General features: G+C 72.1%; 10 protein-coding genes. 7 read left to right on the top strand and 3 right to left on the bottom strand.

Annotated elements, in window-relative coordinates; genetic code table 11:
- Positions 1-7 precede the first annotated feature (7 nt).
- The gene (locus AB0H28_RS24990; protein ID WP_358044768.1) at positions 8-1,594 is read left to right on the top strand and encodes an acyl-CoA carboxylase subunit beta; all 1,587 of its coding nucleotides are present in this window, start codon (positions 8-10) and stop codon (positions 1,592-1,594) included.
- 66 nt (positions 1,595-1,660) lie between these two features.
- On the opposite strand, the gene AB0H28_RS24985 is transcribed toward AB0H28_RS24990, so the two are convergent.
- Positions 1,661-2,416 carry an ABC transporter permease gene (locus AB0H28_RS24985; protein WP_358044765.1) on the bottom strand — a complete coding sequence of 252 codons (756 nt, stop codon included), beginning with the start codon at positions 2,414-2,416 and terminating at the stop codon, positions 1,661-1,663.
- 16 nt (positions 2,417-2,432) lie between these two features.
- Positions 2,433-3,386 (bottom strand): ATP-binding cassette domain-containing protein, encoded by a 954-nt coding sequence (locus AB0H28_RS24980; protein WP_358044763.1) that lies wholly within the window; start codon positions 3,384-3,386, stop codon positions 2,433-2,435.
- Positions 3,387-3,602: 216 nt separating this feature from the next.
- On the opposite strand from AB0H28_RS24980, the gene AB0H28_RS24975 reads away from it, so the two are divergent.
- The 5 genes from AB0H28_RS24975 (at position 3,603) to AB0H28_RS24955 (ending at position 12,378) form a co-directional block, all read left to right on the top strand.
- The gene (locus tag AB0H28_RS24975) at positions 3,603-4,373 is read left to right on the top strand and encodes an alpha/beta fold hydrolase (protein WP_358044760.1); all 771 of its coding nucleotides are present in this window, start codon (positions 3,603-3,605) and stop codon (positions 4,371-4,373) included.
- 34 nt (positions 4,374-4,407) lie between these two features.
- Positions 4,408-6,147, top strand: coding sequence for a fatty acyl-AMP ligase (locus AB0H28_RS24970; protein WP_358044757.1), 1,740 nt, complete (start codon positions 4,408-4,410; stop codon positions 6,145-6,147).
- On the top strand, positions 6,144-7,115 hold the full coding sequence (locus AB0H28_RS24965) for a beta-ketoacyl-ACP synthase III (protein ID WP_358044754.1): 972 nt from the start codon (positions 6,144-6,146) through the stop codon (positions 7,113-7,115). Before AB0H28_RS24970 ends, AB0H28_RS24965 begins: the two co-directional genes overlap by 4 nt.
- Positions 7,116-7,141: 26 nt before the next feature.
- Positions 7,142-8,908 carry a biotin carboxylase N-terminal domain-containing protein gene (locus AB0H28_RS24960; RefSeq protein ID WP_358044752.1) on the top strand — a complete coding sequence of 589 codons (1,767 nt, stop codon included), beginning with the start codon at positions 7,142-7,144 and terminating at the stop codon, positions 8,906-8,908.
- A gap of 356 nt (positions 8,909-9,264) precedes the next feature.
- Positions 9,265-12,378, top strand: a complete 3,114-nt coding sequence (locus AB0H28_RS24955; RefSeq protein ID WP_358044750.1) for a BTAD domain-containing putative transcriptional regulator — start codon at positions 9,265-9,267, stop codon at positions 12,376-12,378.
- Between the two features lie 82 nt (positions 12,379-12,460).
- On the opposite strand, the gene AB0H28_RS24950 is transcribed toward AB0H28_RS24955, so the two are convergent.
- On the bottom strand, positions 12,461-12,625 hold the full coding sequence (locus AB0H28_RS24950) for a hypothetical protein (protein ID WP_358044747.1): 165 nt from the start codon (positions 12,623-12,625) through the stop codon (positions 12,461-12,463).
- A gap of 223 nt (positions 12,626-12,848) precedes the next feature.
- Here AB0H28_RS24950 and AB0H28_RS24945 point away from each other — a divergent pair, with 223 nt between their 5' ends.
- Positions 12,849-13,187: a hydroxyisourate hydrolase gene (locus AB0H28_RS24945; RefSeq protein ID WP_358044745.1), complete on the top strand. Its 339-nt coding sequence runs from the start codon at positions 12,849-12,851 to the stop codon at positions 13,185-13,187.
- Positions 13,188-13,208 lie beyond the last annotated feature (21 nt).

Raw genomic sequence — 13,208 nt, 5'->3', positions numbered from 1 at the left:
CCTCCTGATGCCTGAGCAGACAGCCGCGGAACCGACGACCGCCGAGCGCCTCGCCGCCCTGGACGCGCGGCACCGGCAGGTGGTGGAGACGGCCGAGGAGCGGGCCCGGCACAAGCAGCACGAGAAGGGCAAGCTCACCGCGCGCGAGCGGCTCGACCTGCTCTTCGACAGCGGTTCGTTCGTGGAACTCGACGAGTTCGTCCGGCACCGGTGCACCGACTACGGCATGACCGACGACCGGCCGGACGGGGACGGGGTGATCACCGGTTACGGGACCGTCGACGGCCGGCAGGTCTGCGCGTTCTCCCAGGACTTCACGATCCTGGGCGGCAGCATGGGCGAGGCGTGCGGCGGCAAGGTCATGAAGCTGATGGACCTGGCCATGAAGATCGGCTGCCCGGTCGTCGGCATCAACGACTCCGGCGGCGCCCGGATCCAGGAGGGGGTGCTCTCGCTGGCGCACTACGCCGAGATCGGGCGCCGCAACGTGCTCGCCTCCGGCGTGATCCCGCAGATCTCGCTCATCATGGGTCCGTGCGCCGGCGGCGCGGTCTACTCGCCGGCGATGACCGACGTCACGGTGATGGTGCGCGACACCTCGTACATGTTCGTGACCGGGCCGGAGGTGGTCGCCGCGGTGCTGGGGGAGCGCACCACGCGCGACGAGCTGGGCGGCGCGGAGACCAACAGCGAGGTCGCCGGCAACGTGCACCACGTGGCCGACGACGAGCCGGCCGCGATCGCCTGGGTCCGTGACCTCCTCGGCTACCTGCCCAGCAACAACCGTGCGGAGCCGCCGGTGTTCGCGCACACCGGCGCGCCGGAGGTCACCGAACGCGACCGGCACCTCGACGGCATCATGCCGGACACGGCGAACCGCGGCTACGACATGGTCGAGCTGATCGAGCGGGTCGTCGACGAGGATTCGCTGCTGCCGTTCCAGGAGTCGTTCGCGCCGAACATCATCTGCGCGCTCGCCTCGGTCGAGGGGCGCTCGGTCGGCGTGGTCGCCAACCATCCCGGCCACCTGGCCGGCGCGATCGACCTGGACGCGTCGGACAAGGCGGCCCGGTTCGTGCGGATGTGCGACGCGTTCCGGATCCCGATCCTGACCCTGGTCGACGTGCCGGGCTACCTGCCCGGCATCCAGCAGGAGCGGATGGGCATCATCCGGCACGGCGCCAAGCTGCTCTACGCGTACTCCGAGGCCACCGTTCCGCTGGTGACCGTGGTCGTGGGCAAGGCGTACGGCGGTGGGTACGCGGTGATGGGGTCGAAGCACCTGGGCGCCGACATCAACCTCGCCTGGCCGACCGCGAAGATCGCGGTGATGGGCGCCGGCGGGGCGGTGCTGATGCTCTACCGCAAGGCGCTGACCGGCGCCGAGGGCGCCGACCGCGAGCGCCTGCTGGCCAAGTACACCGAGGAGTACCGGCAGTTGTTCGACTCGCCGTACATCGCCGCGGAGCGGGGCTACGTCGACCGGGTGATCCGCCCGTCGCAGACCCGCCTGGAGGTGGCCCGCGCGCTGCGCGCGCTGCGGCACAAGCGGGCCGAACTGCCCGCGAAGCGGCACGGCAACATCCCGCTCTGAGCACCGGCCACGCCGAAGAGGCCGCCACGCCCGTCGGCGTGGCGGCCTCTTCGCGGGCTCCGTCGACTACCGGATGCTGCGGGCGAACTGGCGCGACGCCCAGTAGACCGACAGCGTGGTCAGGACCGTCAGCACGGCGAAGCTCTGCCAGACCACCGGCGCCTCGGGGTGCCCGGCGAACAGCTCGCGCATGCCCCGGACGACCCACGAGAACACGTTGAGGTTGGCCACGTTCTGCAGCCACACCGGCGCCAGCGCCAGCGGCAGCAGGATGCCGGAGAGCATCAGCAGCGGGTGCCCCACCGTGTTGATCAGCGGGCTGAGGATGCCCTCGGTCTTCAGCTTCAGCGCCGCCCCGTTGGACAGCGCCGACATGCCGAGCGCGATCATGCCGACCAGCAGGAACCCGAGCAGCAGTTCCGGCAGGCGTACCGTCAGGCCGAACAGCATCGCGGTGAGCGTCACGATGCCGCCCTGGAACAGCAGGTTGGCGACGTCCTTGAGGGACCGGCCGAGCAGGAGCGCCACCGTGCTCATCGGCGTCACCCGGGCCCGCTCGATCATGCCGGCGCGCAGCTCGACGAGCATGTTGAAGCCGGCGAACATGCCGCCGAAGATGGCCAGCAGCACCAGCAGCCCGGGCACGAACGTGGTGTACGCCGCCCCGGACGTCGGCGCGTTCAGGGCCCGCTGGAGCAGCGGCGCGAACAGGAACAGGTAGACCAGCGGATCCAGGATGCTGAGGAAGATCCAGATCGGGCTGCGGATGATCTGGCTGATCTGGCGGTGGAACACCAGCCAGGTGCCGCGGGCGACGTTCATGGCGGCAGGCCCCCTTTCAGGCTGCGGTGAGCGAGCGGCCGGCTTTGGCCAGGAACACGTCGTCGAGCGAGGGCCGGTGCACCTCGATCGTGTCGGGCACGATGCCGGCGTCGTCGAGGTCGTGCAGGATCTTCGGCAGCACGCGGTTGCCGGAGTCGACGAACAGGCGCAGGCCGTCGTCGGTGGATTCGAGCCGGGTCACGTAGGCGGCGGCGGTCATGACCTTCTCGGCGTCCGGCGTGCTGCCGTTGAGGCCGAGCGTGACCACGTCGCCGGCGACCTGACGCTTCAGCTCGTCCGGGGTGCCCTCCGCGACGACCTGCCCCTTCTCGACGATCGCCACCCGGTCGCACAGGGCGTCGGCCTCTTCGAGGTAGTGGGTGGTGACGAGCACGGTCATGCCGTCGGCGCGCAGACGCTCGATCTCGTCGCGGATGTCGGCCCGGCCGGCCGGGTCGAGGCCCGCCGTCGGCTCGTCCAGGAACAGCACCTTCGGCTCGTTGATCAGGCCCATGGCGATGTCCACCCGACGTCGCTGGCCGCCCGAGTAGGTCTTGCACCGCCGGTCGGCGTACTCGGTGAGCTTGAAGGTGTCCAGTGCCCGCGCGGCCCGCTCGCGGGCCTCGGCCTTGCCGATGCCGAACATGCGGGCCTGCAGGACGAGTTCCTCCCGGGCGGTCGAGTTGTCCGCGGTGCACCCGCCCTGCGACACGTACCCGATGCGGCGTCGCACCTCGGCCGCCTCGGTGGCGAGGTCGGCGTCGGCGATGACGGCGTGACCGCTGTCCGGCCGGATGAGGGTGGTGAGCATCCGGATGGTCGTGGTCTTGCCCGCGCCGTTGGAGCCGAGCAGGCCGAGCACCTGTCCTTTCTGGACGTCGAAGGTGACGCCACGCACGGCGGGGACGTCGATGGTCTTCCGCCCGAAGCGGATCCGGTACGACTTGCGCAGTTCGTTGACCTCGATCATGTCTACTCCCAAGCGGTGGCAAGGCACGGATGCGCCACGCCTGTCCATGCTCGGGGCGGATGTGCGGCGCGGTAACCCGTAGGCCGCCCCCTACTGACCCGAGACTGCGGGCGGGCCCTTCCGGATCTCTTGCGTCCGCTGTCGGCGCGTGAGGATCCTCGTCTCACATCGAGGGTTCCGCCCGACGGAGCTCAGCCGAGACGAGGGGCGACCAGCATGACCGACGACGACGCGGGCCTGTGGATCCGGGAGTACCACCCGGCCGCGCCCGGCAGTGTGCAGCTCGTGTGCCTGCCGCACGCCGGTGGCTCGGCGAGCTACTACTTCCCGGTGTCGCGGGCCCTGGCGCCCGACGTCGAGGTGCTGGCGATCCAGTACCCCGGCCGGCAGGACCGCCGGCACGAGCCGCTGGTGCGGGACCTGCCCGAGCTGGCCCGGCGGGTGCACGCGGTGCTGCGCCCGCGGACCGACCGGCCGCTGGCGCTGTTCGGGCACAGCATGGGCGCGAGCCTCGCGTTCGAGGTGGCGCGCCTGCTGGAACAGCAGGACGGGGTGAGGCCGGCGTGGGTGTTCGCCTCCGGCCGGCGGGCGCCGTCGCGGATCCGGGACGAGCGGGTGCACCAGCTCGACGACAGCGGACTCATCGCCGACGTACGCCGGCTCAGCGGCACCGAGGGCGGGCTGCTCGGCGACGACGAGGTGCTGCGGATGATCCTGCCGGCCATCCGCGCCGACTACACCGCCGCCGAGACGTACCGCTACCTGCCCGGCCCGCCGCTGTCGGCGCCGATCACGGCGTTCACCGGCGAGAGCGACAGCAAGGCGACGGTCGACGAGGTGCGGTCCTGGCAGGACCACACCACCGGGCCGTTCGACCTGCACACCTTTCCCGGCGGCCACTTCTTCCTCAACCGGCACCAGGCCGCGGTGCTCACCATCATCCGGACGCAGCTCGACGGCGTGCGGGCCGGTTCGCGCACCGCCTGACCCGGCACCACCGCGCAGCGGAAGAGGAATCAGCATGACCGACACGATCACGACGACCACGTCGCCCGACCTGACCACCATGCTGGCCAGGCGGGCGGCGGAGACGCCGGACACGGTGGCGTACTCGATGGTCCGGCCCACCGGCCGCCCGCGCGACGACGAGCTGACCTACGGCGATCTGGAGATCGCCGCGCGGGCCCGGGCGGCCGCCATGGTCGAGGAGGACCTCGGCGGGCGTACGGCGGTGATGCTCTATCCGTCCGGTCTCGAGTTCCCCCGGGCGCTGCTGGGCGCCCAACTGGCCCGGGTGCGCGCGGCCCCGGTGAAGGTGCCCAACCGGCGCAGCGGCCTGCTGCGGGTGCGCGCGGTCGCGGACGACGCGGGGGCGACCACGATCCTCACCACGGCGGCCGTCCGGGAGCAGCTCCTGACGCAGTTTCCGGATGCGCCGGAGTTGTCCGGGCTGTCCTGGCTGTGCACCGACACCGTCGCGGACGAGATTGCGTCGGCCTTCTCGCCGCGGATCGTCGTGCCCGACGACGTGGCGATGTTGCAGTACACCTCCGGCTCGACGGGCATGCCCAAGGGCGTCGTGGTCAGCCACCGGAACTTCTGCGCGAACGCCGAGGACCTGGCCCGGCGCTGGCCGGTGACCGACGGCGGCCGGGTGGTCTCCTGGCTCCCGCTGTTCCACGACATGGGGCTGCTGTTCGGCATCGTGATGCCGCTGTGGTCCGGGGCGCCGGCGCACCTGATGACGCCGGACGACTTCGTCCGCCGCCCGCTGGGCTGGCTGGAGGCGATCGCGGAGCTGCGCGGCACGCACACCGCCGCGCCGAACCTGGCCTACGAGCTGTGCGCGCGGGCGGCTGCCGGCGCCCCGAGCGACCTCGACCTGTCCTGCCTGCGGGCGACGATCAGCGGGTCGGAGCCGGTGCGGTGGGACACGGTGGAGCGGTTCGCCGCGGCGTTCGCGCCGTACGGGCTCCAGCGGCGTTCGATCAGCCCCGGATACGGCCTGGCCGAGAACACGTTGAAGGTCTCGGGCAGCCGGTCGACCGACCCACCCCGGGCGCGGTGGCTCTCCGCCGCGGCCCTGGCCGACCGGAAGGTCGTGGGCGTCGACCCGGCCGACCCGGACGCGACAGCGGTGGTGAGCTGCGGGCCGGCCGACGGGCTGACCGAGGTGACGATCGTCGACCCGGCCGGCCGCACCCGCTGCCCGGACGAGACCATCGGCGAGATCTGGCTGTCCGGTCCCTGCGTGGCCCAGGGCTACTGGCAGCGCCCGGCCGAGACCGCGGCGACGTTCGAGGCGACGCTCGCCGACGGCGACCCGGCCCTGCGCTACCTGCGCACGGGGGACCTCGGCTTCGTCTGCGACGGTGAGCTGTTCGTCGCCGGGCGGCTCAAGGACGTCATCATCCGGTTCGGCCGCAACTACTATCCGCAGGACCTGGAGCAGACCACCGAGAGCTGCGCCCCCGGGTTGCAACCGTCGTGCTCGGCCGCCTTCGCCGTCGACGGCGACTCCACCGACGACCTGGTGCTGGTGGTGGAGGTGAACGGCCGGGTCCTGCGGGACACCCCGGCCGGGCCGCTCACCGAGGCGGTCCGGACGACGGTGGAGTCGCGCCACGGCATCCCGGTCGCCGAGGTCGTGCTGATCCGGCGCGGCACGCTGCCCCGGACCACGAGCGGCAAGGTGCAGCGGCGAGCCTGCCGGGCCGCCTACCTCGACGGCACACTGGCCCGGATCGGCTCCGACTCGTGACCGGCAGCCGGATCCGCGGCGTGGGCGCCTACCGCCCGGCCCGGGTCGTCCACAACGACGAGATCTGCGGTCCGATCGACTCGACCGACGAGTGGATCCGGCAACGTTCGGGCATCGTCAGCCGCCGGTTCGCCGGCCCGCAGGAGACCGTGGTCAGCATGGCGGCGCAGGCCGCCGACGGCGCCCTGCGTCACGCCGGCGTCGCCGCGGAGAGCATCGACGTCGTCATCGTTGCGACGATGTCCTACCTCTACCAGTCGCCGGCCGCCGGCCCGCAGGTGGCGCACCTGCTCGGCGCGCGTCGGGCGACCGCCTTCGACCTCGGCGCGGCGTGCGCCGGGTTCTGCTCGGCGCTGGCGGTGGCCGACGGGCTCGTCCGCAGCGGTTCGGCCGGCCGGGTGCTGGTCGTCGGCTCGGAGCGGATGACCGACATCATCGACCCGAAGGACCGGTCGACCGCGTTCCTGTTCGCCGACGGCGCCGGCGCGGTGGTCGTCGAGTCGTCCGCCGCCCGCGACATCCACCAGGTGGTCTGGGGCGCGGACGGCGCCCGTAGCGGTGTCATCGGGCACGAGGGTTCGTGGGCCGGGACGCGCGACGATCCGGGCTTCTGGCCGGTGATGCGGATGGCCGGGCCGGAGGTCTTCCGGTGGGCGATCTCCGAGGTGGCGCCGGTCGCCGGCGAGGCGGTGCGGGCCGCCGGCCTGACCGTCGACGACCTGGCGGCCTTCGTGCCGCACCAGGCCAACGTGCGGATCATCGACCGGATCGCCGGTTCGCTGGGCCTGCCCGCGAGCGTGGTGGTCTCGCGCGACGTGGCGCACTCCGGCAACACCTCCGCCGCGTCGATCCCGCTCGCCATGGAGGCGCTGATCAGCGCCGGCCGGGTGCCGCCCGGCGGCCTGGCGCTCCTGTCCGGGTTCGGCGCCGGTCTGACCCATGCCTCGCTGGTGGCCCGGCTGCCCTGAGGGCCGGGTGGAAGGAGCTGACCCACGTGCACAAGGTCCTCATCGCCAATCGCGGCGAGATAGCGATGCGGGTCGTCCGCGCCTGCCGCGACGCGGGCCTGCGCAGCGTCGCCGTCTACGCCGACAGCGACCGCGACGCCCGGCACGTCCGGCTGGCCGACGAGGCGTACGCGCTCGACGGCGACACCGCGGCCGACTCGTACCTGCGGGTCGACAAGCTGCTCGCCGTCGCGGCGAGGTCGGGCGCGGACGCGGTCCACCCCGGGTACGGCTTCCTGTCGGAGAACGCCGACTTCGCCCAGGCGGTCGTCGACGCCGGCCTGACCTGGATCGGTCCGTCGCCGTCGGCGATCCGGGTGCTCGGCGACAAGGTGTCCGCACGGCACATCGCGCAGCGGGTGGGCGCTCCGCTGGTGCCGGGAACCGCCGAGCCGGCGCGGGACGCGGCCGAGATCGTGGCGTTCGCGGAGCGCGTCGGCCTGCCGGTCGCCATCAAGGCCGCCTTCGGCGGCGGCGGGCGCGGGTTGAAGGTCGCCCGGACCGTGGCCGAGATCCCGGAGCTGTTCGAGTCGGCGACCCGGGAGGCGGTCGCGGCGTTCGGCCGGGGGGAGTGCTTCGCCGAACGCTACCTGGACCGTCCGCGTCACGTGGAGGCGCAGGTGCTGGCGGATCAGCACGGCGCCGTCGTCGTGGTCGGCACCCGCGACTGCTCGCTGCAGCGCCGGCACCAGAAGCTGGTCGAGGAGGCGCCGGCGCCGTTCCTGACCGCCGCCCAGCGCGACCGGATCCACTCCTCGGCCAAGGCGATCTGCCGGGCCGCCGGCTATCACGGCGCCGGCACCGTGGAATACCTGGTCGGAACCGACGGCACGATCTCGTTCCTGGAGGTGAACACCCGGCTCCAGGTGGAGCACCCGGTCAGCGAGGAGACCAGCGGCATCGATCTGGTCCGCGAGCAGTTCCGGATCGCCGACGGTGAGCGGTTGCGGTTCGACGCCGACCCGCCGGCGCACGGCCACGCGATCGAGTTCCGAATCAACGGTGAGGACCCGGGCCGCGGCTTCCTGCCGGCGCCGGGCGTGGTCTCGGCGGTGACGTGGCCGGACGGGCCGGGCGTGCGGGTGGACGCCGGTGTCGAGTCGGGCAGCGTCGTCGGCGGGAACTTCGACTCGCTGCTGGCCAAGGTGATCGTCACCGGTGAGACCCGGGCCGAGGCGCTCGAACGTGCCCGTCGGGTGCTGGACGAGGTGGCGGTGGACGGGTTGGCGACGGTGCTGCCGTTCCACCGCGCGGTGGTCCGCGATCCCGCGTTCACCGACGAGCCGTTCCGGGTGCACACCCGCTGGATCGAGTCCGAGTGGCGCGACGACGTACCGCCGTTCGTCGGCGGCGGGACGGGTGGGCCCGCGCCGGAGCGCCCGAGCCTGGTCGTCGAGATCGACGGCCGGCGGCACCGGGTCACGCTGCCCGCCGGCTTCGCCGGTCTCGCGGCGGCACCCGCGCCGGCCGGCGCCGCCGCGCCGGCCGTCCGACCGCGTCGGCGGGCCGGCGGCGGCCGGAGCCAGCCGACCGGGGCCGACGGGGACACGTTGACCAGCCCGATGCAGGGCACCGTGGTGAAGCTGGCGGTCACGGAGGGTGACACGGTGGCCACGGGTGACCTCGTCGCGGTCGTCGAGGCGATGAAGATGGAGCAGCCGTTGCACGCCCACAAGGCGGGTGTCGTGACCGGTCTGGCGGTCGCGATCGGCCAGACCCTCACGGCCGGCGCGACGCTCTGCCTGCTCGTCTGACCGCCCACCCGGCAAATCCACGAATGGGCAAAAATCCCTTCCGTCGCAGCAAAGTGGAGGGAGTGGACGAAAGAGTCGGGCCGAATCGACGCATCAAAGACATCGATCGGTGCGACTATCGGGAGAACGGCCATTTGTGGCGGCCCGAAGGGTGGCGATCGTCGGGCCGGCTGGCACGGGCAGGAATGCTTTCGTAGTCTCGGTGGAGACACCTGGGGGCTAGAACAATGTGGACGAAGTGGTGGAACCGTTTAATGGTCTACGACTCCACCGGCGGGCGATCGCGGGGTGAACGAAAGGTGACGGACGTCCGCGCCGTGGCCTGCCCCGCACTCCTCGGGGCGTAGGGGGCGCACGTGGACTACCGCGTGCTCGGCCCGCTCGAGGTGCTGGTCGACGGCCGTCCCCTCGACCTCGGCGGCCACCGCCAGCAGATCGTGCTGGCCAGCCTGGTGCTGGAAGCGGGGCGCGTGGTCCCGGTGGGCCGCCTGATGACCGCGATCTACGGGGAGCAACTGCCGAACAGCGCCCGCGTCCAGGTGCAGATCTGCGTCTCCGCGCTGCGCCGTCTGCTCGCGTCCTCCGGCCGGGCCGACACCATCATCACCCGCAACCAGGGTTACGTGCTCGACCCGACCGGCAGTCACATTGATCTTGATAGATACGAGCGCCTGCTCGCCGAGGCCCGCCAGGCGACCGGCGCGGGCCACCGCGACGAGGCGGTCACCCGCTACCGGGAGGCGCTGCGGCTCTGGCGCGGCGCGGCCCTGGAAGGCATCGACAGCCAGGTGCTGCGCTCGGCCGCCGACCGGTTCGCCGAGCACCGGTTGACCGTCATCGAGGACTGCATCGAGCTGGAACTGGACCTGGGCCGGCACCGGGACGTCGTCGCCGAGCTCACCGGCCTGGTGCTGGCCCATCCGTTGCGCGAGCGCCTGCGGGGGCAGCTCATGCTGGCGCTCTACCGCTCCGGGCGGCAGGCGGAGGCGCTCGACTCCTACCGCCTGGCCCGGCAGACCCTGATCGACGAGCTGGGCCTGGAGCCGAGCGAGTGGTTGCGGCGGTTGGAGCGGTCGATCCACACCTCGGAGGCGGGCCTGGTCGTCCACCCCGACGCGGACGGGCCGCCGGTGCTCGTGGTCGCGGAGCCGCCCGCCGACAACACCGTGCCGGTCGTCGTGCCGATCGAGGTCGCCGGCCCGTCGCCGGTCACCGACGCCCCCGTCTTCCCGATCCTCGCTCCCGAGGACGATCCGCCGACGGCGCCCGCGCTGACCGTGGCGACCCCGTGCATGCTGCCCACCGACATCGCCGACTTCACCGGCCGGGCGCAGCAGGTCAACGACATCGAGGCGCGGCTGGCGCTGTCGGTGGAGAATCCGCGGCACCTCGCGGTGCCGGTCGTCGTCATCGCGGGAAAGCCGGGCATCGGGAAGACCACCCTGGGGGTGCACGTCTCGCACCGGCTGGCCGCGAGATATCCGGACGGGCAGCTCTTCGCCGACCTGCACGGCCGGGCCTCGCGCCTGGTCAGCCCGATGCAGATCCTGGAGCGGTTCCTGCGCACCCTCGGCGTGCCCGGCGGCGTCCTGCCGGACGGGCTGGAGGAGCGCGCCGAAATGTACCGGGGCCTGCTCTCCGACCGCCGGGTCCTGGTCGTGTTGGACAACGTCGGCAGCGAGAGCCAGGTCCTGCCGTTGCTGCCCGGCAACCCGCGGACCGCCGTCATCATCACCAGCCGCAGCCGGCTCGGCGGCCTGCCCGGCGCCACCCACGTGGACATCGACGTCTTCGGCTCCCGGCACTCCATCGAGCTGCTGTCGCGCATCGCCGGCGACTGCCGGGTGCACGCCGAGGCCGAGGCCGCCGCCGACCTGGCCGAGCTGTGCGGGCAGCTGCCGCTCGCGCTGCGGATCGCGGGCGCCCGGCTGTCGGCCCGCCCGCACTGGACGCTGGAGCAGCTCGCCGGCCGCCTGGAGAACGAGTCGCGCCGCCTCGACGAGCTCAAACACGGTGCGATGGGCATCCGGGCCAGCATCTCGATGACCTACGACAACATCAGCGAGGACGCCCGCCGGCTGTTCCGGCTGCTGGCCGTCCTGGACTGCCCGGTCTTCTCCGGCTGGATGGGCGCCGCGCTGCTCGACCGGTCACTCGACGACGCGCAGGACCTGCTCGACGACCTCGCCGACGCCCAACTCGTGGAGATCACCGGCGCCGAGAGCGGCCTGCACAGCCAATACCGTTTCCACGAACTGATAAGAGTCTTCGCCCGGGAGCGCCTGGCCGCCGAGGAGGCGGTCGCCGAGCGCAACGCGGCGCTGGAGCGGGTGCTGGGCGCGCTGCTGTTCCTCGCCGAGGTGGCGCACCGGCAACTGCACGGCAACGACAACCTCCAGGTGCACGGCGAGGCGACGCGGTGGGAACTGCCGCCGCGCACCGCCGCCCGGCTGGTCCGGGAGCCGTTGAACTGGTTCGAGCGCGAGCGCCAGTCGCTGGTGTCCGCGGTGCGGCAGGCCGCGAAGATCGGCGCCGTCGAGCTGTGCTGGGACCTCGCCGTCACCGCCGTCACGCTCTTCGAGTCGCGGGTCTATCTCAACGACTGGCGGGACACCCACCAGGTGGCGCTCGCCGCCGTCCGGCAGGCCGACGACCGGCGCGGCCAGGCGGTGATCCTCTATTCGATCGGCTCCCTGGCCATCGTCGAGAAGCGGTTCGCCGACGCGCGCCGCAGCCTCGACGAGGCCGCCGAGTTGTTCCAGAGCGTGCCCGACGCCCAGGGCGCGGCGCTGGTCAGCCGCAACATCGCCTTTCTGGAACGGATGGACGGCAACCTGGCCGAGGCGGCCCGGCGTTACGAGCGGGCGCTGGCGGTGCTGCGCAACGGCGGTGACCTGGCCGCCGCGGCGTACGTGCTGCACAGCCTGGCGCAGGTCGAGCTGGAGCGGGGGGACGCCGCCAGCGCCAAGGACATGCTGCCCCAGGCGTTGGAGCTCAGCCGCCAGGCCGGCAGCCGGCGGATCGAGGCGCAGGTGCTGCACCGTCTCGGCGACGCGCACCTGCAGGCCGGGGAGCCGGCCGAGGCGGTGGCGGCGTTCGGGGAGGCGCTGGCCGCGGTGCACGACCTCGGCGATCCGATCGGTGAGGCGTACGCGCTGCACGGTCTCGGTCTGGCGCACCTGCGCGGCGGCGACTTCACCGAGGCGGGCACCGCGCTGGCCAGCGCCCAGTCGCTGGCCAGCAGCAACGGGGAACAGCTGGTCGAGGCGCGGATCGCGTTCAGCCTCGGCGAGTTGGCGCTGGCCTGCGGCAAACCGCCCCAGGCGGTGGTGCATCTGCACCGCGCGCTCGGCCTCTTCCGCAGCATCCAGGCACCGGTCTTCGAGTCGCGGGTGCTGGCCATGCTCACCGAGGCATACACTGCGGCGTCCGGTTCCGATCCGGCGATCATCGAGTCGAAGGCCTCGTAGACCCGGCGGCGCAGCCGCCGGTGCGCAGACGGGAGCGCCGTCACCGCGGGGGCGGCGACGGCGCGGCGGTCGTTGGGAAAGGTCAGCCCCAGGGCCAGTTGCCGGTGGTGACGATCGGGGTGGAGGCCGGCGCGTTCGGGACTGTGTCGTCCGCGTTGGCCGGGTTGACGGCCCCGAGAGCGAAGCCGGCGCCGGCGACGGCGGCCACGACGATGCGGGCAATGGTACGGATGTTGAAAAATCGCATGGAATCCGGCTCCTCGGTCTTGCTTCCGACTTGCGCCGGTCGCGGCTTCGATGGAAACCACGCTAGGAAGCCCCGCCATCAACTCCTTATCGATGTGTTTAAGAAGCGTTCCGACGGCTCCGCCGGCGGTCGATAACGTGTCGAATGCCGGTCGATAACGGCGCTGCCGATGATGACGCGACAGGTGCCCGCGTCGCGGGTCCGAACATTAGGTGAGTAGTCAATGAGTGTCTCTGCGCAAGCCTTGGATGCCGTCTACGGACGTTCCGCGGCCGGTGTCCGTGCCCGCCTCGAACGGCCGAACGGGGAAAGTTGGCGGATCGTCTCGCATGCGGAGACCGACAGTGACGGCCAGATCCTGGACTGGCTGGACGACGAACTCGAACAGGGCGCGTACCGCATCGTCTTCGACAGCGACTCGTACTTCGCCAGCCTCGGGATCAGCGCCGCCTATCCGGAGGTCGCCGTCGTGTTCCGGGTGCAGGACGAGTCCGACACCTGCCAGATCCAGGTCCTGCTCGCACCCTATTCCTATTCGATGTTCTTCGGCAGCCGGTGTTGAACGGGCTGGCCCGGAGGGAGG

Source organism: Micromonospora sp. NPDC050980 (assembly GCF_040653835.1).
Lineage (GTDB): Bacteria > Actinomycetota > Actinomycetes > Mycobacteriales > Micromonosporaceae > Micromonospora.
Note: the sequence above shows the minus strand (reverse complement) of the source record. Positions and strands in the feature narration are given on the sequence as shown.

What these genes read in the sequence shown, in the direction of transcription:
- AB0H28_RS24945 (WP_358044745.1), top strand. Translation starts at nt 12,849, where the DNA reads ATGAGTGTCTCTGCGCAAGCCTTGGATGCCGTCTACGGACGTTCCGCG.
- AB0H28_RS24980 (WP_358044763.1), bottom strand. Translation starts at nt 3,386, where the DNA reads ATGATCGAGGTCAACGAACTGCGCAAGTCGTACCGGATCCGCTTCGGG.
- AB0H28_RS24975 (WP_358044760.1), top strand. Translation starts at nt 3,603, where the DNA reads ATGACCGACGACGACGCGGGCCTGTGGATCCGGGAGTACCACCCGGCC.
- AB0H28_RS24985 (WP_358044765.1), bottom strand. Translation starts at nt 2,416, where the DNA reads ATGAACGTCGCCCGCGGCACCTGGCTGGTGTTCCACCGCCAGATCAGC.
- AB0H28_RS24970 (WP_358044757.1), top strand. Translation starts at nt 4,408, where the DNA reads ATGACCGACACGATCACGACGACCACGTCGCCCGACCTGACCACCATG.
- AB0H28_RS24990 (WP_358044768.1), top strand. Translation starts at nt 8, where the DNA reads ATGCCTGAGCAGACAGCCGCGGAACCGACGACCGCCGAGCGCCTCGCC.
- AB0H28_RS24950 (WP_358044747.1), bottom strand. Translation starts at nt 12,625, where the DNA reads ATGCGATTTTTCAACATCCGTACCATTGCCCGCATCGTCGTGGCCGCC.